The sequence below is a fragment of the Bradyrhizobium sp. MI1.11 genome (assembly GCF_055811255.1).
On the sequence record NZ_JBVVPM010000031.1, the window covers coordinates 13570 to 33986 of the forward strand.

At 61.9% G+C, this 20417-nt stretch carries 14 protein-coding genes and 4 pseudogenes; 10 read left to right on the forward strand and 8 right to left on the reverse strand.

Translation table 11 applies throughout. The features are described from left to right. Positions 1–129: 129 nt before the first annotated feature. The 4 genes from AC0L30_RS27210 to AC0L30_RS27225 form a co-directional block, all read right to left on the reverse strand. Positions 130–1128, reverse strand: coding sequence for an ABC transporter substrate-binding protein (locus AC0L30_RS27210; RefSeq protein ID WP_219681342.1), 999 nt, complete (start codon positions 1126–1128; stop codon positions 130–132). 301 nt (positions 1129–1429) lie between these two features. Continuing rightward, complete coding sequence (locus tag AC0L30_RS27215) at positions 1430–2479, reverse strand: HD-GYP domain-containing protein (protein ID WP_007601737.1); 1050 nt, start codon at positions 2477–2479, stop codon at positions 1430–1432. An 86-nt stretch (positions 2480–2565) separates the two neighbouring features. Next, positions 2566–2889: a PilZ domain-containing protein gene (locus AC0L30_RS27220; protein ID WP_007601739.1), complete on the reverse strand. Its 324-nt coding sequence runs from the start codon at positions 2887–2889 to the stop codon at positions 2566–2568. Next, positions 2886–3962 (reverse strand): DUF2336 domain-containing protein, encoded by a 1077-nt coding sequence (locus AC0L30_RS27225; RefSeq protein WP_007601741.1) that lies wholly within the window; start codon positions 3960–3962, stop codon positions 2886–2888. Before AC0L30_RS27225 ends, AC0L30_RS27220 begins: the two co-directional genes overlap by 4 nt. A gap of 809 nt (positions 3963–4771) precedes the next feature. Between AC0L30_RS27225 and AC0L30_RS27230 the strand changes: the two are divergent. Together AC0L30_RS27230 and AC0L30_RS27235 are read left to right on the forward strand one after the other, a co-directional pair. Beyond that, positions 4772–5017 (forward strand): annotated as a pseudogene (locus AC0L30_RS27230) (IS110 family transposase); the annotation flags it as partial. A gap of 9 nt (positions 5018–5026) precedes the next feature. After that, positions 5027–5344: pseudogene (locus tag AC0L30_RS27235) on the forward strand (transposase); the annotation flags it as partial. Between the two features lie 88 nt (positions 5345–5432). On the opposite strand, the pseudogene AC0L30_RS27240 reads toward AC0L30_RS27235, so the two are convergent. Next, positions 5433–5620, reverse strand: a pseudogene (locus tag AC0L30_RS27240) (hypothetical protein); the annotation flags it as partial. A gap of 799 nt (positions 5621–6419) precedes the next feature. Between AC0L30_RS27240 and AC0L30_RS27245 the strand changes: the two are divergent. Beyond that, positions 6420–6926 (forward strand): annotated as a pseudogene (locus AC0L30_RS27245) (DDE-type integrase/transposase/recombinase); the annotation flags it as partial. A gap of 1130 nt (positions 6927–8056) precedes the next feature. Then, positions 8057–9493 (forward strand): alpha/beta fold hydrolase, encoded by a 1437-nt coding sequence (locus tag AC0L30_RS27250; protein WP_007601747.1) that lies wholly within the window; start codon positions 8057–8059, stop codon positions 9491–9493. A 951-nt stretch (positions 9494–10444) separates the two neighbouring features. On the opposite strand, the gene AC0L30_RS27255 is transcribed toward AC0L30_RS27250, so the two are convergent. Genes AC0L30_RS27255 through AC0L30_RS27265 form a run of 3 tightly spaced genes read right to left on the reverse strand, consistent with a single transcriptional unit; the run spans position 10445 to position 13627 of the window. Then, positions 10445–11473, reverse strand: coding sequence for a class II aldolase/adducin family protein (locus AC0L30_RS27255; protein WP_007601749.1), 1029 nt, complete (start codon positions 11471–11473; stop codon positions 10445–10447). Positions 11474–11483: 10 nt separating this feature from the next. After that, complete coding sequence (locus AC0L30_RS27260; protein WP_007601750.1) at positions 11484–12350, reverse strand: TIGR01459 family HAD-type hydrolase; 867 nt, start codon at positions 12348–12350, stop codon at positions 11484–11486. After that, the gene (locus AC0L30_RS27265) at positions 12347–13627 is read right to left on the reverse strand and encodes an FGGY-family carbohydrate kinase (RefSeq protein ID WP_007601751.1); all 1281 of its coding nucleotides are present in this window, start codon (positions 13625–13627) and stop codon (positions 12347–12349) included. The genes AC0L30_RS27260 and AC0L30_RS27265 overlap by 4 nt, the downstream gene beginning before the upstream one ends. Positions 13628–13823: 196 nt before the next feature. Between AC0L30_RS27265 and AC0L30_RS27270 the strand changes: the two genes are divergently transcribed. From AC0L30_RS27270 to AC0L30_RS27295, 6 genes are all read left to right on the forward strand, one after another. Then, positions 13824–14819, forward strand: coding sequence for a sugar-binding transcriptional regulator (locus AC0L30_RS27270; protein ID WP_035995620.1), 996 nt, complete (start codon positions 13824–13826; stop codon positions 14817–14819). Positions 14820–14834: 15 nt separating this feature from the next. Further along, entirely contained in the window at positions 14835–16274 is a 1440-nt protein-coding gene (locus AC0L30_RS27275) for an extracellular solute-binding protein (RefSeq protein ID WP_007601754.1), read from the forward strand. A gap of 112 nt (positions 16275–16386) precedes the next feature. Beyond that, complete coding sequence (locus AC0L30_RS27280) at positions 16387–17313, forward strand: carbohydrate ABC transporter permease (protein ID WP_088941204.1); 927 nt, start codon at positions 16387–16389, stop codon at positions 17311–17313. A 17-nt stretch (positions 17314–17330) separates the two neighbouring features. After that, a complete protein-coding gene (locus tag AC0L30_RS27285; protein WP_007601756.1) occupies positions 17331–18188 on the forward strand; it encodes a carbohydrate ABC transporter permease in 858 nt (285 codons plus the stop codon). Positions 18189–18191: 3 nt separating this feature from the next. Beyond that, positions 18192–19292 carry an ABC transporter ATP-binding protein gene (locus tag AC0L30_RS27290; protein ID WP_007601757.1) on the forward strand — a complete coding sequence of 367 codons (1101 nt, stop codon included), beginning with the start codon at positions 18192–18194 and terminating at the stop codon, positions 19290–19292. Between the two features lie 14 nt (positions 19293–19306). Then, positions 19307–20416, forward strand: a complete 1110-nt coding sequence (locus AC0L30_RS27295; protein ID WP_007601758.1) for an ABC transporter ATP-binding protein — start codon at positions 19307–19309, stop codon at positions 20414–20416. Position 20417 lies beyond the last annotated feature (1 nt).

Genomic DNA, 20417 nt, shown 5'->3' on the forward strand with positions numbered 1-20417 from the left:
GGAAGGGCGGGAGTCCGCCTTGGGTCAAGATGCGAAGAACTCAAGCTGAGCGAATCCCGTCCGCCGTGCCTCAATAAGCGGACCTCATCGAGGCGCGCCGCTAGTTCGGTGAAGGGCCAACAAGCGACGTCATTCGACAACTTGATCGGCGCGGACGAGCAGCATCGCGGGCAGTGCGAGCCCGAGCGCCTTCGCAGTCTTGAGATTGATACTCAGCTCGAATTTGGTCGGTCGGTAGAAGGGGATATCTCCGGGACTGCTGCCTTTAAGAACCTTGTCGACGAGGCTGGCGAGGCGCCGAAAGGTCTCTGGTAGGTCAATCGAATAAGCCATCAGTCCACCGAGTCGCACGTACTCGCCGTAAGCGTACATTGTGGGAATGCGGCCCGCCGCGGCTAGTTCAACAATAGCCGCGCCACTGGCGAGATGCTCGGCCTCATCTGACACCATGAGCGCATCTGCTCGTTCCATCGAACTGAAGATCCGCTGGTACTCTGTCTGGTAGAAGCCGCTGTCCAGCAGGGCGGCCTTCAGCGAAACACCCGCTCGTTGGGCTGCCTCGCGCGCTGCCGCACCTCTCATGTCTTCCCAGTACGATCGCGACACAAGGTAACCGAGAGTGGACAGTCCCGGCATCGCCTCGACCAGTAGCTCGATCCGCTTTCCAATGAGTTCCAATTCCGTCCCGATGGTGACGCCTGTGATGTTGCCGCCCGGCCGCGCGATGCTGGCCACAAGTCCCAAGGCAACCGGGTCGTTGACTATTGTCACAATCGGAATTGTCGTCGTCGCCATTTTAAAATCCAGCGATAGACGCGCGGCCACCGCTAAAATCAAGTCGGGATGTGTGTTGATCACATCCCGAACCAATTCGGAATAGCGTTCCGGTCGACCTTCTCCCGAGTAGCGATCAACCACGAGGTTTTGGCCCTCGACGTAGCCAAGGCGGCTCAGCTCCTCGAAAAAGGCACGGTATTGCGGCGGACCACTCAGGCCCATTTCGTTGACTTTGAGAGCCGGGCTAACGAAGGCGATCCGCTTTAGTCTCGCCGGTTGCCGCGCTCGCGCCGCGAGTGGCCACGTCGCCGCCGTGCAAGCGAAAAGCGTAATGAACTCGCGCCGTCGCATGTGCCCCCTCACGGGAAAACCTGACCGACCACGCAAAGCCTAGCACTTTACGACGGGACAGGAGCGAGAAAAGGTGGAAATCGAACCTCGGCACTCGCGGACCTATTTCAGCTCAGGGACAAAAAGCGACGGTCGAGGCACGCGCGGCTCGACGTCCGGATTACCGGCAAGAGTGGACGTTGCATTCACTTAAACGCCGTTCGGCTTAGCGGCCAGAAGCCGAAGTGCATGGAAATGAGACCGCCTCCGATCACGCCTTGAGTGGAGACGTGGAATATTCCTGCACAGGTTCGAGCAGAATTCATCTGGTAAGCGCGACATCCTTGAAAGAGGCGACTAGCGCCCTGTCCAGCTTTCCCCTCATACCGCAGATAATCTCGTACGCTGCCGCGCGCGGCATTGTCACCTTGTACGGCCGGTGTTCGATCAGCGCCGCAAAGATATCCGAAATGGTGAGAATGCGAACGATGTCGGTGATGCTCTTCGCGCGGAGGCGGTCAGGATAGCCGCTGCCATCGAGATACTCGTGATGGTGCCGCACCGCATCGAGGACTTCCGGTGAGATGTCCCCGTGCCCCTTCAGCACATCGTAACCCGTCGCCGGGTGAGTTTCGACGAACGCTCGCTCGTCGTCGTCGAGGCGTCCTGGCTTGTCCAGGATCGCCAAGGGCACCCTCGCTTTGCCTATGTCGTGGAACATGGCAGCGGTGGAGAGCCGTTCAAGGTCACTTTTACGAAAACCGAGACTGAGGCCGAAATCGACCGCGACGCCGGTCACGAGCAGGCAGTGCTGGAACGTTCCCTCGTGATGGCGCCGCACCGTGGCCAGCCATTCTGATAGCCCATGCTCGGAAATCCGGTTGGTGATCTTGCGGCCGGCATCTTTGGGACCAGCGACGTCGACCCGCTCCCCGAGGGTGATCGAAGTGAACATCGACGCAATCGCGGTTGCTGCGGCCTCAACCGCATTGTCAGACTTCGAGATGCCGCTCGTCGACCCAGTTCCGTGGGCGGCTGGATCGACCAAAGCGGCCAGGAGCTTGGCTGCCTCGATCTTGCCAGGCAACACCAACGTTGCGCCCAGCGCATAAGCTTGCGAGATGCAAAAGTGGGAGGTTTGCTCGACAAGGAAGATGCGCTTCTTTGCTATGGCGAACCGCGCAGCTCTTTTTTTCAGCGCGGCAATGTTTTCGACCGCCCGCAGGTCGGCACGAACGACGACCGCAGCAGCAGCGTGCGGAAGCTTTGCTTCTACATCGAGCCGCTCGCCGGCAACGGTGAACTGCCCTCCAAAAAGCGAGCAGAGTCCGAAGAGCTTCTCGGAAGTGTCGGCCAATACGTGCACGAGCATGACTGGTGCCTTCGTTCGTCGGGTGCCGGGCTGAATGGCCTTCGGTGGTCCAAGGTCATTGGCTCACTTCGACGAGACTGCTCGGCTCAAGTTGGTTTGTGCGCGCCTCTGTCGGTCGCTGTCGTTTGGGTCTTCTTGCCGTTTGCTTGGATAAAGTGGACGCCAGCCGTGGTTCCGTCGATCCAGACCAGCTCGCAGCGTCGATAGGCCAGTCCCGTCGACGACAGCAGCATGAAGAACTCCTTGGCCGAGAGAACATCGAGCGACCCTTCGACTTCGATCTTGGCGCCGGTGTTCGAGATATCGAGCAAGACGCAGCTTCGCCGCCAAGTGCCGTCGGAGCCCATCAAGTTCACGGGCTGTCTGTTGTCCATGCGCACCCGAGGCGCCTTGCGACCGTCGAATTTCATTGGTTTCCTGCCGGTCTTGCAGTGCGACCGTGGGCGCCCGCGGAGATTTCTCCCCAACGAACGGACCATTGGCTGGTCGAGAGATGAAGCGTTTCGAACAGCTCCTGAGCTCGTGCGCGCTCGCCTAGTGAAAGCCCCGCGCCGCGAGTGTTGAGGACGGCCAGCGTGGTCTGCCAATTCAAGCGCGATGCCCGGCACGCCATAACTGGGCCTTCGTAACCGGAGTCTGCCATAACCTGCTCGATGGCCTCAATCGGTGCTGCCGACAGCACCGACAACGCCGTGAACAGGTTGGCTGTCTCACGCCGGATCGCGAACCGATTGACAGTCGAGTCGCTCAGCTTTCCGCTCCGATTGAGCGATATGATCTCCGGCCTCGCAGCGGCGTACTCAGTGTCGTAAGGTCGCTTCGCTGTCGCTAATACTTGCGAGGACGCGTCTGCGTTGGAAGCCTTAATCGCCGGCCGTGGCGATGCCGACAGCAGCTCCCGAACCACCATGTCCGGGGTGTCTGGCCTCAGCGTCAGCGCTTTCGTGATCTCGTCGTCCTCCACAGCCCTACGGACCAAGTTGGCATAGGCCGCGCCTGAGAATTCAGCGCCCGGATTGCCGATGACGGCCAGACAAGTCTTGCTGTTGCCGCGCTGCAATATTGCCTCAGTCACGGGGCTTTCGATCCTGCGCCGGCCAGCAATGGCGCGAAGGTGATCCTCGCTGCCGGACGTCGCGATCGCCACCAGATCAGCCGGCGATAGAGCGGGAGATTTTAGAAGGATCGGGACTGCGATCGCCGGATCGCCGCACGAGGCGAGACGTCGCAGGGTGTTCATCGGAGCAGTACCCAGCTCGGCAAGCGTCGTGCTGAGCTCGGCGAGAGTCGCCGGCGCGATCCGCCGGGCTAAGCGAATTAGAACGTCGTCAAGCAGGCCGACCTGCGGCTCTTGCAATCGGTGATTACCCTCAACGAGCAGCTCGGTGGTGCGCCAGAGCATGCGCGCACAACGTTCGGATGAGCTCCTCGCGATGGTGGCATCCAACTCAGTAATGAGATCGGCCGCAGAAACTGCCCTCATTGGCTGGCCCCAAAATTCATTTTAATATCGTCACGTCAAATCAAACGTATTACGCGCTGAAGTTGTTAAGATTCCTTATATGCCAAACCGTGACATACGGGAGGCTATTATAATTCAACTGAACGGCGCTCCGTGGCGTATTAAAGTACCTGCTGTCCGATGCTGCGGCCGGCGCGTGGACGACTGCCCAACCTGTAACGCAGTCCTTAGGGTGATAGCTGGCACAACTTGCGTGATGGCGGTCCAGCTTTGGACAGCCGCTAAAGTTCGGCATTATGGCCTTAGGGCGAAGAAAGGCTAATGCGGGCGAGCGGTAGCGTCGTTCAGGGACATTGCGGCTGACTCGGCCAAGCAGACGCGCTCATCGCCAGTCGCGAACGTCCGCTACGGGGTCCACAAGCCGACATGCCTCGCATTCAGACGTTAGTCCGCTCTTCGGCAAAGGCCGACAAACCTCCGCCTGTGCATGCGAGACGCTGTCTTGCGACGGAGATCGTAGATTTCATCCGTAGCAATCCGGCTGAGCCGCAAAAGAACGAATGCCATCAAGGCGATTCGGAGGATGGAGTATCCTCGACGAAGTGCATGCTGTTGGGAGGGCCTCCAACACGGCGGCGACTCGCGCCGCGGATCGACCCGCGACAAGGAAGTACGCGCGGTGGCTGTCATTCGGCTTGCAATATTGCCCCCTTAAGCCGGGGGATCGGCGTCCAAAATTGGACGCCGATGAGGGGTCAAATTTGCAAACGATGACGTAACCTCCGTTATCGTTGAGCCCTCGCAATCAAATGATTCGAAGGAGCTCACCCATGAAGCAGTACGTCGGGCTGGACGTCTCACAGAGAGAAACCGCTGTGTGCGTTGTCAACGAGACTGGTCAAGTAATCTTCGAAGGGAAAGCCAAGTCTAATCCTGGTGCCTTGACTGACCTGCTTAACAAACATGCGCCTCATGCCGAGCGTATCGGCTTCGAGACCGGTGCGATGGCGAGTTGGCTATGGCATGAACTCCGCAGGGTTGAGCTTCCGGTGGTCTGCATCGACGCTCGGCATGCGCACGCAGCTCGCTTCCGATCGGCTTCGACGGTCGGCGCCTACCTCGGCCTTACGCCGAGGCGCAGCCAATCCGGCGAAACCGACACCAACGGAAAGATATCTCGATGGGGCGACCGGCTTCTCCGAACTTACTTGTTCGAGGCCGCCACTGTCCTTCTTTATCGAACCAAAAAGTGGTGTTCCCTAAAGGCCTGGGGCATAAAGCTCGCTAAGCGGATCGGCATGAAGAAGGCAAAGGTCGCCATCGCCCGAAAGATCGCCGTGATTCTCCACTGCATCTGGGTCGATGGCACGTCGTTCGACTGGGGCCAGCCGAAGCCAATCTGATATTTGCTCGCAAGTTCCTGGTCCGGTCCGCCGGACTGGCGATGTCCCACCAATGATCTATCCTCTCGGGGCATGAACCCAAGCGGCAGCCGGCGTTCAGGGCGTCGCCAAGGGTTGGGGAGGGCTGCGCCGGCCCCTGGAAGCCGAACATACGGTCCATGCCTGACAAGCGAGGCCGTCCGCGTCCTTGCGGGCATCTCGGGCTCGTTCGGCCAGGATACGCACCGTAGCCCCGAACAGATACTCTCGCGAATTCGTGCCCCATCGCGGATTGATTCTCCAAATGCCAACCTTGAGGTAAAGTGCTTCGGATGCGACACCCATCAGACCGTCGCGCTCGACATTGTCCGGCGGTCGAAGACCCAGATCCACGAGCTGGAGCGCTCCATGCGCCGTACGCGGCTTACTCCGGGGGTTGCAGACCAGGCGAGGTCACCCAATCGCTCAGATGCGCGCTCGTCGCAGCTAAGCGCGCCTTCCTGAGAAGCTGCTCGCGCTCAGCACCAGCGGGGAGCCGGGCAGCTTGTTCTTTGAGCTGGGTGGCGTGCTCGTCCCAAGCGTTCTTCAAGAGACCGGTTGTGCTTCACTCTGCGGCGTCGCTGAGACATGGAGCCATTCCTTGTGCCATGAACGCGAATCCAAAACCGAACAAGGTAAGTTCAGTTCCGGCCCCGGAACGAAGAAGTCCGACAACGAGGGGCGCTTCGTCTAGCGGCAGGCGCGCTGCCGATGTGCGACCCGACTTCAATTGCTCCGGGCTGCTGGTCGCCGCCATGTAATATCGATGACCGGGGCAAAGACGGCCCCGGCCGTGGGGGCTTTTGGGGATCGTGGGCCGGGGCCGCTGGAGGTGCTTGGACCTTGGGAGGCCAAGCGTTCGGAGCCTAGGAAAATTCGGCAATCAGATCTGTTCGCTTTCGCACATTGGCTATACGGTTTCCTTCGGGAGCGGAGTAGCTGCAATGAAAGACATGCAGGCTCAGTTCAAAGCTCCGCAAGGATGCGACAGAGTGCGCGCTGATCCGAGACCTGGCGACCGATCCCAAGAAGCGAGAACTATTCACCCGCCTGGCGGATCTCCGGCATCACCTATGTCGCGACCTGGACCGGCTTCGTCTACGTCGCCTTTGTGATCGACGCGTATGCCCGCAGGATCCTCAGCTGGCGGGCCTCCCGCACGGCGCACGCAGGCTTCGTAGCTTGATGAGCTGGAGCAGGCCCTGCACGATCGCCGGTCCATCGCGGCGGCCTCGTGCATCATAGCGTAGGGGCAGCCAATCCGCCCAATACGTCTCTATCAAATACACCGAACGCCTGGCTGAAGCTGGCGTCGAGCCTTCTGTCGGCAGCGTCGGAGATTCCTATGACAACGCTCTCGCCGAAACCATCAACGGTCTCTACAAGGCCGAGGTGATCCATCGGCGCAGACCATGGCGCAGCTTCCAGCCCGTCGAGTTCGCGACGCTGGAATGGGTGGACTGGTTCAACAAGCGGCGGCTCCTGGCCCATTGGCAACATACCGCCGGCCGAAGCCGAGCAACGCTGCTACGCCATTCTGGAACAGCCGGCCATGGCGGCATAACTTAAACCGAATGGCCTCCGGCAAACCCGGGGCGGTTCAGGTTTTAACTCCAGCGACTCCCTTATCAGTGAAGCCCGCCGCGCGCATTTGCTTGCACAGCTTCGAAGCCAGCCGGAACATCGGGATCAAGTTGCCGGGATGATACTTACGCCGCTTCATGGAGGGGGCTCTCTCGTGGAGCTGCTACCATGGGTCGTGATACTGAGGCACACGGGGGCCGCGGGGCTATCTATTTCATCTGATAGGACAGCAGCACTGGCTTGATTAGCATCGTCGCCAGTGACACGTGGTAGTCCATCGGGGATACGTTGGCCCCGACATACAGGCAACGCATCGACTGCCTCATTCATGAAGGTTGTGCGTCCTGTGGGTGGCAGGCTTGGGCTACGTTCGAGCACCGCTCGGCGCGGCAAACCTCTACGCAAACGCAACGCAACGACACAAGCCGCTGAGGGAAACCTTGGCGGCTTTTGCGTGGAGGCACTATCAGCGGTCGTCTTCATGGCCCAACAGCTTGTGCGTCACGCGATTGATGAAATGGTTATTGCCGCAGGCTGGGCATTGCACGCACGAGGATGAAGGAGGCGCGTGCCGCATTCGACTCAGCGTCGAACTGGTGCTGAACGTACTCGCCGCTTGTCGGGCAACGAACGTGATCGTGTCCATCATAGCCCAGCACCGGCCATGGCACCGCCCGGCCCATGACCTAGGTCAATGCTTCCCGGTGCACTTACCGCCGCCGCGCTTGCCACGGATGATATCCTCCGCCTGTGCAGAGGCAGGTCCGGAGCCGCATCATGAGGTGATGGCGATCTGAGCCAAACCTCATCCGAGTTCGCGACAAAGAAAATGCATGGAACGGATCAATGAGCGCATCCAGAGTCTGGCCCTTCGGCCGCATCTGCGATCGCGCCATTACAACGAACTACCTCCGGCCGTTTTCAACGCAATCGGCCCTTTTGCGAAGTGGCCGCCGACACCGACTACGTCCGATCATCGGGACAGACCGGAAGTGCGCGGCAAAACCAAAACGGCGCTTTTGATCCGAGGCGGATTCCACCGGCCCGCTTCAGCCTTGTCGCGGCCACTGATTGCGGGCAGACTAGCAGTGGCATGAGAGGGCAAGAGCCATGCAACGTCGGCTTGCGGCCATTCTAGCGGCGGATGTGGTCGGCTACAGCCGACTCATGGGCGCCGACGAGGTGGGGACCCTCAATTCCCTCAAGTCGCACCGGCGGGAACTGGTCGACTGCGGCATTTCCGAGCACCACGGCCGCATCGTCAAAACCACCGGCGATGGGATGCTGGTGGAATTCGCCAGCGTCGTGGATGCGGTCGCCTGTGCTGTCAAGATTCAGCGCAGCATGGTGGGGCGCAACGCAGGGATCGCTGCGGAACGGCAGGTCGTGTTCCGGATCGGGATCAACGTCGGCGATATTATCATCGACGGCGACGATATCTTCGGCGACGGCGTCAACATCGCGGCACGCTTGGAAACGCTCTGCGAGCCCGGCGGCGTATGCATATCCAGGGCGGCGAACGACCAGATCCGGGACAAGCTGTCGATGGCGTTTGCTGATCTGGGCGAGCAGGCTGTGAAGAACATCTCGCGCGCGGTCGGCGTGTTCGGGCTCACTGCCAAGGACATCGAGGCAATTCCAGACGCCGCGATTCCCTCGTCTGCGGAAGACACGGTGGCGGAGTCAACCGTCCAACACAAGCAGGAAATTCACTTCTGCCAGACCGGGGACGGCGTGCAGCTGGCCTACGCCCGGATGGGCCAAGGGCATCCGCTGGTGAAGACAGGGCACTGGATGACTCACATCGAATTCGACTTCGAAAGTCCGATCTGGCGGCATCTCTACCAGGAATTTTCCCGCGAGCACCTTTTCATCCGATATGACGCAAGGGGAAATGGGCTTTCGGATCGTGACGTCCCGGACGTAACATTCGAGCGGTTCGTCGACGACCTCGATGCGGTGGTCGACGCCGCGGGCATCGAACGGTTCGCGCTGCTCGGCATATCCCAGGGGTGCGCCGTCTCGATTGCCTACGCGGTCCGCCATCCGGAGCGAGTGTCGCATCTGATTCTCTACGGAGGCTATGTCGTCGGGTGGAAGAAGCGCGCCAGGACCGAGGCGGAGAAGGCGGCCGGGGATGCGATGCTGACGCTGATGCGGCTGGGATGGGGTCAGGAAAACCCGGCCTTCAGGCAGATGTTCACGTCCCAGTTTATTCCGGACGCTAACAAGGAGCAGGCCGACTGGTTTAACGAGCTACAGCGTATCTCGAGCTCGGCCGAAGACGCAGCGCGCAATTTACTGGCAAATGGCGAAGTGGAAATCAGTTCACTACTGCCGCAGGTCAAGGTGCCGACCCTTGTCATGCATTGCCGCAACGACGCGAGGGTGCCGTTCGAGTCGGGCCGTCGGCTGGCCGCGGGGATTCCCGGTGCCCGCTTTGTCCCGCTCGAAGGCCGGAATCACATCATGCTGGAGGGCGAGCCGGCTTTGGCACGCTTTCTCGACGAGCTACGATCATTTCTTACCTCCGATACTCAACACTAAAGGTACTGGATACGGCGGCTCCGTTTTGCCGACCAATATACGCCACGGGTTTCCCCTTGATGTCTGTTCTTGGCCAAGCGAAGTGCACGATGTCCGCTATTTGGGTCGCTATCGGGGGAAAAGCGGACGTCGCACACAATCCGCGGGCGGTCTTATTGCGCTAACAATCCGAATGCGATAGTGCCACTATGCTTGCGAAAATCAGCAGTGCCGGGAGGGATTTTCTGTCGCTGGCGTCCGAGCCTTTGGTTCCGGCGCTGCGCCCTCGAGACAATGAGCGAGGGCCGAGTCCACGCCCCTAGCCGTTCGCGAGGTCTACAGCGGCCGAGTTCGATAGTTAGTCAGAAAGCTTTGGGCGCTGGACGGCAGGTCATCGAAACCACCGAGCTTGGCCATCATGAGCCAGGTGGCAAAATCCGCCTCAGCCTCCGTGGGCGCTTTCTTGGCGATACTGGCGATGGAGCTAGAGGACATGGTGGTCCGATTGGTTTCAACCCGGCCGCGAAGCTGTTCATCGACACCGTCCGCGCGGCGGGAAAGGCAATTGGCAATTCAATCACAGTAATGACGGCGCGGGAGAGTTCAAACGCGAACCCTACGCCTCCCATCTCGCTGTAATAACCTTACCAACTAGTCGGCTCCTGGTCAGGTTGAAGGGACTGAGCAGGCTAACTAGGTAGGGCTCACCTCTGCTGATCCCCAACGGCAGTAATTCTCATCGTCACTGACGGCAACATCGCGTGGACCATCAGCTTGAGTGTTTCGACGGCGCGAATACGAACGTCATCCCGAGGTCTCTGTAAAAATTTAGTACCTAGCCTTACAGACGCTTCTGATGGCGCGATGGATTCAGCCCGGCGCGTTTGAGGTTCCTAGATTATGAACCACGGAATTGCCGGGCTATCGGTCTTTCAGATGTAGCCGGGAAGACCGGCGGCTACTCAGGCTTCGTCAGCGGCTTGCTGTGAGCTGCTGGCGGTAGCGCTCCGCGTCCCAGTTCAGCAAATCATGCTCGCTCTCGGAGGAGAGATACACAATCTCGGCGTCGAGGGGGAGGCGGCTGGTCACGAGGGCGAGGCAGCTCAGCAGGGCTTCGGCGCCAGCGCTGGCGTCAGTGCGGATGAGACTGCCAAGTCCAGGGACGAGCAGAGCAACGGGCGGTGATTGCCCTGCAGCCTCGGCGCGCAAGCTCATATTTTGCAGGCTTTCGCCTTGCTCCAAGATCGGCAAGCCCGGCCCGAGAAAGACGACGTGATCGGGATACAGGGATCCGCTGGTGGCAATAACGCGGCAATAGCGATCGGTCGCGATGCCGTGACAGATCGGATCTTTGGGTAAGCGATAATCAGTACCTGCACAGGTAATGCAGAGCGCGTTCTGATCGCCTGACGCGGCACTGCGTGGCGGCAGCGCCAGACGCGCTTCGACTTCCATCACCAGGGCTTCCGCGCCCGCGCAAGTTTCGGCCCCCACGACCAAGCCGTGATTACCGAGGATCAGCACGTTGACGTGGACATGCGCGATCGCTTCGCTGACCGCTTGGGCCAACGGCAGGCCCGGATGGAAGTAGCCGAGCCGAAGCCAAGATAATCCGCGCAAGCGATGTTCGAACTCTTGGTGAGCGTCGGTGCGCACCGCCCATGCGATGGTGTTAACGGAATGGACGTGCAGTACGACAGGATGCGGCATCAACGCGTGCAGCGCAGTCTCAATCGAACCGCGTAGTTGAGTTATAGTATTTGGGGCCAACGGCACCCGATCATCGCCGCGCGCCAGAGCGGTGCGAGCGTCTGACAGCGCGACCGGCACGAAGATGTCCTTGTCTTCGGCGTCGGCGAGCCAAGTGCCTGAGGCTTTGACCCAGAGCACGTCGCCTTCTTTGACGGAAGAATTGCCCCCGGCGCCCTGCACCAGCAGGATGTTTTTGCCGACGCGGGCGGACATACGGCGAAGTTCGGACAAGGCGCGAGGCTGTTTCATGAAGCGATCCTCACCAACTGAGATGCTGCACAGTCCAGTGCGGCATCCGCGCATCCGCGCCGGCAACCTGCCGGATCGCGTGTGCGACATTGTGCGATCCTGCAAGTGTTTCCCGATGCGCGCCCGCGCCGACTAGCAAGGTCAGCATGCCCGCCGCACGCCCACCGGCGATGTCGTGATCGATGGAATCCCCAATGACGAGGATGCGGTCGGGCGAGGGATGGCCCAATCGTTCCAGTGCCGCGGCAAACATCGGCGCGTGTGGTTTGCCGATAAACGAAACCCTGCCGCCGAGCCGCTGATAAAAGGCCGCCAGCGCGCCCGGAGCCGGGATTAGCCCGGTCACCCCAAACATCACGAGGTCGGGATTGGCGCACAGCATCGGCAGTTTGCGGACGGCCGCCACCGTGAGGCGTTCGCGCCATGGCTCCGGTTCCGCAACGCTGTCGTCGAGGCCCGCGAGCAGGATGAAGTCGGCGGATGTGATATCTGGAACCAGGGCCAGGTCGAGCTCATCGACGATGGAGCGGTCGCCATCGCGCGAGATCAGGAAGCAGGCTTGGCCGAGGTCCGTGAAGGGCGTCTGCGCGCGTGCCTTCAGGCTCTGCCAGGTCACTTCGCCTGATGATAACACACCATCGTAAATGTCCGGCGATAAGCCCAGGGCGGCGAGGCGCCGCTGATTGCTGCTGGCGCGCTTGCCGGAATTGGAGAGGATCAGGATCCGTTTGCCAGCCTCGTGCAGGCGCCTCACGCAGTCATGGGCGGCGGGAAACACCGTCATGCCTTCATGCAGCGTGCCCCATTGATCGAGCAGCACGTGATCAAAGTGATCGGCGATAGTGCGAAGGCCGGTGATGGTCCTGGCAATGGTCATGGCGGACCACCGTTCAGCGCAAGCAGCGCCGCGCCAAAGCTCGCTTCGGTTTGCTCGGCGACCGTCACGGGCACGCCCAGCGTGCGCTGCCTGATTGCGGTCCAGTTGTTGTTCCGCGCGCCGCCGCCGATGCTGACGACCCGCCGCAACGCTGGCGCACCCAGTTTTGCGAGCTGCCGGTAGGCGAGCGCCTCTACCGACGCGATGCCTTCGAGCAAGCCCTGGAAGAACCGATGGTCTTCCGCCGGCCGTGGCGTGATCCGCGCCGTCAGCGTCGGATCTGCGATTGGAAAACGCTCACCGGGCTTTGGCAGGGGATAGTAATCGAGTCCGGTCGGTGCCTCCGGCTCAAGCTGAGGCGTCAAGCGCTCCATGTCGTCGGGCGAGAAGTGCATCAACAGCGCCGCACCGCCGGAATTGGAGGCACCACCGGTCAGCCAGCGATCGCCGAGCCGGTGTGCATAAACGCCCTGGCCGGCCGCGAAAATCGGCTGCGAGGCGAGCAGCTTCACCACCAGCGTGGTGCCGAGCGAAGTGACGGCATCGCCGACTGCGTCGGCCCGCGTGGCGATGAACGCGGCCACGCCGTCGGTGGTGCCTGCAGCGATCTTCGCTCGCGGAGAAAGACCGAGCATGCGCGCGATATTGCGATCGATGTCGGCGAAGGCCGTCCCCGGAATCGTGGTCTCGGGCAGAAGATGGCGGGGCACGCCGAGCTCATCGAGCCAGCCGGGCCATGTCCGCGTTACAGGATCGTAGCCGAGCTTCAGCGCATTGTTCTCGTCGCTGATGCCGTGACGGTCGGCGAGGCGGCCGGCGATCCAGTCGGCCTGGTGCACCGCGTAGCGCGCACGGCTGACGTCATCACGAGCGAGGAGATGCAAGAGCTTTGCGAGTGCGCTGCTGGCGCCATGCGCGCCGCTGTCTGTTGGAGCCACATCGGAAATGCGCGCGGCCTCGTCCTTTGCGCGGGCGTCGTTGTACATCAGGCCCGGCGTCAACGGCCGGCCGGCGTCATCGACGAGCAGCAAAGTTCCAGACGTTCCGTCAACGACGATCTGCTCGACCGCGCCGAGATCGACGTGCTCGCCGAGCTTACGGAGCGCGGCAAGCGTTGCCTGCCACCATAGCTCCGGCTGCTGATCGACGGCGTTGCCATTGACGCGCGGCGGCGGCAGTCCGGCCGACGCCTGGCCCCGGATGGCGGCCTGCGCGTCGATCGCGCAGGCGCGGACCCCGCTGGTGCCGACGTCAATGCCAAGGAACAAGCCTGCCATTCGACCTTACCGAAGCTTTTGCGGCCCGCTTTATCGCTGATGCGCCTGATCTTTCGGGGCTCGGGCGGGCTAACGATTGCGCTGCAGCACGTTTGGGGGATTGACGCCCCGCCCGACCTCTGCAATTTTTTGCAAGCCGTGAAGAAAATTGCAAGAGGCTTTTCCGCGCGTGACCGCATCCAGCGACAGACTGCCGATGATGGATGGCGAGGCCTCGCTCGCGACGCGTGCCGCCTGGCTGCATTTTGCTGGGGGACTGACTCAGTCGGAAGTGGCGGACCGACTCAACATCCAGAGCACGAAAGCTCACCGGCTGATCGCGCGGGCCAGTCGCGAAGGCATGATCCGCGTGTTCGTCGAGGGACCCATCGCCGAGTGCGTGGCGCTGGAAAACGTCCTGGCCGAGCGCTACGGCCTGTCCTACTGCCGCGTGGCGCCCGACCTCGGCGAAGGCGCTTTTCCGCTGAAGGCTCTGGCGCTGGAAGGCGCAAGCTTCCTGCGCCAGGCGCTTGAACGCGGCGAGCACAAAGTCATCGGCGTCGGCCACGGCCGTACGCTCGCCGCCGTGGTCGAGCAGCTGCCGCAGACGCCGGCGCGCGAGGTGCAGTTCGTCTCGCTGCTCGGCGGCCTGACGCGGAAATTCGCCGCCAATCCGTTTGACGTGATCCACCGGCTGGCTGAACGCACCGGCGCGGAAGCCTACCTGCTGCCGGTGCCGGTGTTTGCGAACTCCGTGGCCGATCGCGCCGTTCTGATGCAGCAATTCGGCATCGCCGATGTGTTCGCGCTGGCACGCAAGGCTTCGCTCCTGTTCGTCGGCATCGGCCAGATCCACAGCGATGGGTTTTTGGTGTCGAGTGGCATGATCAGACCTGATGAGGTCACGGAACTGAAGCGCGCAGGGGCCTGTGCCGACCTGCTCGGTCATTTCTTCAACGACGACGGGGCACTGCTCGATACCGACCTGTCGGCGCGCGCCACCTCGATGACCCGGGCGGATCTGAAAAAGCATCGCATCGTCGCCGTCGCCGGCGGCCTCGCCAAGTTGACGGCTTTGCGCGCGGTGTTGAAGAGCGGCCTTTTGCACGGGCTCATTATCGACGAAGCGACCGCGTCTGCGCTCACTGCTGACAAGCCGGAGGTCACATCCGGCAAAGGAAAAAAAGAAGGTCGGAAGGGAAGTAAACGCTAGAACAGGGAGGTTTAAGTGTACGATCGAGAGAAGAATCTATTCGAGTCCTACGCTGCCAAACGCATCAGCCGGCGTGACCTGCTGGATGGCGCCGCCAAGCTCGGGATCGCCGGGGCCGCCGCCAATGCCGCCTTCGCATCTTCGGTATCGCGGGCGATGGCAGCCGACTTCAATTGGAAGTCCCAGAGCGGCAAGACGATCAAGCTGCTGCTCAACAAGCACCCCTACGTTGACGCGATGATCGGGGACATTGAAGCCTTCAAGTCCCTGACGGGCATGAACCTGGCCTACGACATCTTTCCTGAGGACGTCTATTTCGACAAGGTGACGGCGGCGCTTTCGTCGAAGTCGGACCAGTACGACGCCTTCATGACCGGCGCCTACATGACGTGGACCTATGGTCCGGCCGGCTGGATCGAAGACCTCAACACCTACATCAACGATCCCGCCAAGACGAACCCATCCTTTGCTTGGGACGACGTCCTGCCGGGCCTGCGCGCCTCGACCGCATGGGATGGCGTCGCCGGCTCCGAACTCGGCTCCGGCAAGGCGAAGCAGTGGTGCATCCCCTGGGGTTATGAGCTCAACAACATCACCTACAACCGCAACATCTTCGACAAGGTTGGCGTCAAACCGCCGAAGAATCTTGACGAGATGCTCGAGGTCGCGGCCAAGATCACCAAGGATGCCGGCGGTCCCTACGGTATCGGCGTCCGCGGCTCGCGCTCCTGGGCGACGATCCATCCGGGCTTCCTGTCGGCCTATTCGAACTTCGGCCAGAAGGATTTCGTCATGGAAGGCGGCAAGCTGAAGGCCGCCATGAACACCAAGGCCTCGAAGGACTTCCACGAGAAGTGGGTCAAGATGATCCAGACCTCGGGTCCGAAGAACTGGTCGACCTACACCTGGTACCAGGTCGGCACCGACCTTGGCGCTGGCGCCTCCGGCATGATCTTCGATGCGGACATCCTCGGCTACTTCATGAACGGCGGCGAGAACAAGGAGCGGGGCCATCTCGGCTATGCGCCGTTCGCGGCGAACCCGGCGGCCAAGGCGCCGACGCCGAACGTCTGGATCTGGTCGCTGGCGATGTCGAGCTTCTCCAAGCAGAAGGACGCGGCCTGGCTGTTCATGCAATGGGCGGCCTCGACCGAGCATGACCTGTTCGGCGCGCGGAAGATGGATTTCGTCAACCCGGTGCGCGCGTCCGTGTGGAAAGACTCCGAATTCCGCGACCGGATCGGCAAATCCTATCCGGGCTATCTGGAGCAGCACGATGTCTCGGCGCCCGGCGCAAAGATCTACTTCACCGCGCAGCCCCTGTTCTTCGACCTGACCACGGAGTGGGCGGCGTCGCTGCAGAAGATGGTCGCCAAGGAGGTCAGCGTCGATGAGGGGCTCGACAAGCTCGCTGACAATATCAACCGCCAGCTCAAGCAGGCGGGTTTAGGTTGACGCATCGCGTGGTGGAGCTTCCTCCGCACCACGCCAACCCGCCGGTTGGGATCGAGGCCCTTTCCGAACCGGCGGTGTTCACGCCCACAGCTGATCCGTTATCATCATGAGCATGGCCCAACTCCTCCAGACCAGCGCGACGGCGCGCATCAAGCCGAGGCCGCGCGGCCGCTGGCTGCCTTACTTGCTGAGCCTGCCGGCCTTGCTGGTCTGTATCGCCATCCTGGTGCCCTTCGTCACCGCGGCGGTGTACTCGCTGCAGCGCTACCGGCTGAACCTGCCCTATCTGCGCGGCTTCATCGGCGTCGACAATTACATCGACTTTCTGTCCGACCCCGCCTTCTGGAATACGCTCAAGATATCATTGGTCTATACCGCAGTGACCGTTGTCGCGGAGTTGCTGTTTGGTCTAGGGATCGCGCTGTTGCTGAGGCGGCCGACCCGCTTCCACAACGCAGTGTCGATCATGCTGTTGCTGCCGCTGATGACGGCACCGGCGATCGCCGCCCTGATGTGGAAGCTGATGACCAATCCGAGCTTCGGCATCCTGTCCTATGCTGTGAGCCTGCTCGGCATCCATGATTTCAAATGGGCCTCTGATCCCTCGACGGCGCTGTTCACCGTGGTTCTGGTCGATGTCTGGGTCTACACGCCCTTCATGATGATCCTTCTGCTGGCAGGTCTGCGCTCGCTGCCGCGCCAGCCGTTCGAGGCCGCCGCGCTCGACGGCGTGCCAGCGAGCTTCGTGTTCTTCCGCATCACGCTGCCAATGCTGACCCCCTATATCATCACGGCCTCGCTGTTTCGCCTTCTGGACTCGATCCAGCAGTTCGACATCATCTATGCAATGACGCAAGGAGGACCCGGCGACCGGCTGATGGTGTTCCAGGTGCAGGCCTATCTCGAATTTTTCCAGTACACCAATGTCGGCCGCTCGGCGGCGCTATTGATGATCCTCTGGCTGATCACCAACATCCTCTCCAACATCTTCATCAAGAATTGGCTGCGGTTGCGCGAGCGCGCGCACGGCCACGCCTAGGCGATCAGGGGACCGCGATGGAGCACAGCAGTCTGGCAGGTCGAGTTTTTCGAGGCGTGGCGCTGGCGCTGGTGCTGGTGTTCTTCATGTTTCCGATCGTCTGGATATTCCTGATGTCGTTCCAGAGCAACGAGCAGATCCTGCGGATACCGCCGCGCATCTTGTTTGAGCCGACGCTTTTCAACTACCAGGCGCTGATCTCCGGCCAGCTGCGTACCACAGCCGGCAATCTCGAGATCTCCTTCATGCGCAACCTGATGAACAGCTTTGTGCTGTCGAGCGCGGCGGTGCTGCTCGCGCTGTTGCTCGGCGTGCCCGCCGCCTATGCCTTCGCCCGGTTCAAATTTCGTCTCGGCGAGACCATCGCCTTCACGCTCTTGTCGTTTCGCTTTGCGCCGCCTCTGCTGGTGCTGCTGCCGCTGTCGCTCTACTACCAGCAGCTCGGGCTCAACGACACCTATTTCGGGATCGTCTGGGTCTATCAGCTGATCGCGCTGCCGCTGATCCTGTGGATCGTGCGCGGCTATTTCGAGGATATCAGCCCGGATATCGAGCATGCCTATCGGCTAGCCGGCCACTCCTGGCGCGAGGCCTTTACGCGGATCGCGGTACCCCTCGCGGGTCCGGGCATTGCTGCGGCGGGGCTGTTGTCCTTCATCTTCTGCTGGAACAATTTCGTCTTTGCACTGATCCTGGCCTCGGCGGACAAGCAGCCGGTGACGGTCGGTGCACTGGCCTTCGTCACTGCTTCGGGCATCCAGTACGGCCAGATCGCCGCGGCGATCGTGCTCTCGGTGACACCGACCTTGCTGCTTGCGCTCTATGCGCAGCGCTATCTGGTCGAGGGCCTGTCGCTCGGCGCGGTGAAAGGCTAGGGCATGGCGCGTCTCGAACTCTCTTCCGTGGGTAAGGCATTCGGCGCTGTGAGCTGCGCCGCCGATCTCTCGCTGGCCGTCGAGCCGGGCGAGATCGTGGCCGTGTTCGGTCCGTCCGGGAGCGGCAAGACCGTGCTGCTGCGGATGATCGCTGGGATGTTCGAGCCGGACGAGGGCGACATCCTGGTTGGCGGCCACTCGATCGTCGGCGCGCCGCCCGAGCGGCGCGGCATCGGCATGGCGTTCCAGAACTTTGCGCTGTTTCCGCACATGACTGCCCGCGCCAATATCGCGAGCGGCTTGCGGGCGCGGGGCGCGGGCGCCGACGTGTCCGCAAAAGTCCAGTCGATCAGCCACTTGTTGAAGATCGAACATGTCCTTGATCATAGTCCGCGCGAACTGTCGAACGGACAGAAGCAGCGCACGGCACTGGCCCGCGCGCTGATCGGCAATCCCGAGGTGCTGCTGCTCGATGATCCCCTGCGCAATGTCGACGCCAAGTTGCGCTATGAGATGCGGCTCGAACTGCCGACCTTGCTGCGGCGCGGCTCGGCGTCCGTGCTCTATGTGACTCAGGATTATCGCGAGGCGATGGCGATTGCCGATCGCATCGCGGTGCTGATCGAGGGGCGCCTGGTGCAGGTCGCGCGTCCCGAGGAGATCTATGCCCGGCCGGCCACAGTTGCGGTGGCGCGGCTGTTCGGCGATCCCAGCATCAATCTCGCCGAGGTCGTGCCCGTCGCGGAGCGTGGCGTCTTGTTCGCAGATATCTCAGGAACGCGCGTGCGGCTCGATACGGCAGACCACCAGCCGATGGATCTGGGGGCGTGCTGGGTCGGGGTGCGGCCCGATGATCTCGTGATCTCGCAAGTAGCCAGCGGCGATGCCATCCCGGCGCGCGTCGTCGCGGTCACCCCGATGCATGAGAAGGCGGTGCTGCTGTTGCGCTTCACGGATGGTACTGAATGGCTGGCGGCGTTGCCGCCAAGCGCGACCGTGGCCGACGATGACGTTTTCGTCCGCTTCGCGCCGGAAGCATCATTGCTGTTCGATCGTGCGACCGGTGTTCGGATCGGGCTGCCGCACCGGCGCCAGGCGGCATAGGAGCGACGAGGGGCATGCTCGAGCTAGAGAATGTCGACAAGGTCTACCGCAGTCGCGGCAAGCCGCCGGTGCACGCCGTGCGCGCGCTCGACATGGAGGTGGGCAAGGGTGAGATCGTCGCGCTACTCGGCTCGTCCGGTTGCGGCAAGACCTCGACCTTGCGCATGATCGCGGGCTTCGAGGACGTCACTTCAGGCTCGATCGCGCTCGACAAGCGGCGGATCGAGGCGCTGCCCCCGGCGCGGCGCAAGGTGGCGATGGCTTTCGAGGGCTATTCGCTTTACCCGCCGCTGACAGTGCGCGAGAACATCGGCTTCGCCCTGAAGGCCCAGCAGCTGTCGCGCGGCGAGGTGACGCGGCGGGTCGATGCGATCGCGGGGCTGGTCGAAATCGAGGACATCTTGGACGCCTATCCGCGGGCGATCTCCGGTGGACAGCAGCAGCGGGTGTCGCTGGCGCGGGCGCTGGTGCGCGATGCAGATCTTTATCTACTCGACGAGCCGATGGGCCAGCTCGAGCCGCAGCTGCGCGCAGTGTTGCGCGGACGGATCAAGGGCCTACTGGCCGAGCGCGGCATGACCGCGATCTTCGTCACCCATGACCAGACCGAGGCGAGCGCGCTCGCCGACCGGATCGCGGTGATGGAAGACGGTATTCTGCAGCAATTCGCCAGCGAAAAGGAGCTGAAGAACCGGCCCGCCAACCTGTTCGTCGCCAGCTTCATCGGCGAACCACCGATGAATCTTCTGGAGACCGAGGTGGCGCGCGCCGATGGTGGTTTCCGCCTGTCGGTCGGCAGCGCCATGGCGTTTCTGATTCCGGGCGACAGGCTAGATTCCACCGCTCAACAGGCGCTGCAGCAGACGCCGCGCGTGCGCGTCGGCATCCGGCCGCAGAAGGTCGCGGTCGGCAGCGGAGACGTGCGCGTCCGCATCGTCTCTAATCAATGGCTCGGCGACCAGTCGCACGTCGCCGGCGAATGTGCCGGAAATTTCCTGATCGCCGTGACGGCGGGCAGGGTGGCGGCGCGACCGGGCGACGTCATTTCCTTCGGGCTGGAGCCGCGCCATCTGCACATTTTTGGCACTGAGGGCACCTGCATCCGTCATGCGGAGGTGCGCTGAC